Source organism: Photobacterium sp. R1 (genome assembly GCF_054600795.1).
On record NZ_BAAHZP010000298.1, the window covers coordinates 1 to 328 of the forward strand.

The 328-nt window shown below is 50.9% G+C and carries 1 protein-coding gene; it reads right to left on the minus strand.

Going from position 1 to position 328, the window contains the following annotated elements:
• The coding region (locus ACYP03_RS25140) for a M23 family metallopeptidase (RefSeq protein WP_459782546.1) at positions 1–328 on the minus strand (328 nt) is incomplete at both ends.

The window sequence follows — 328 nt, forward strand, 5'->3', positions numbered from 1 at the left end:
TAATGCAATTAGATCGCCTTTTCTGACGAAATCCCCGGTTTTGACTTTGAATGCTTTCAGGTGCGCATACAGAGTCATGAATCCATAGCCGTGGTCAATTTTCAGCAAATTGCCGTAGCCTTTTTTACTGGGCCGTACCAGCTCTACGACGCCATCGGCAGGAGAGTGAACGGGTGTGCCCGTGTGCCCGCTGAGATCAATACCCAGATGACGACGCTTGTTACCGTAAACCGGATGGTTACGGGAGCCGTATGAGGAAGAAATACGCCGGTATTCCATTGGACTACCGTTTGGTATCACTTTCAGCATGGCGACTCGTACCGCCGAG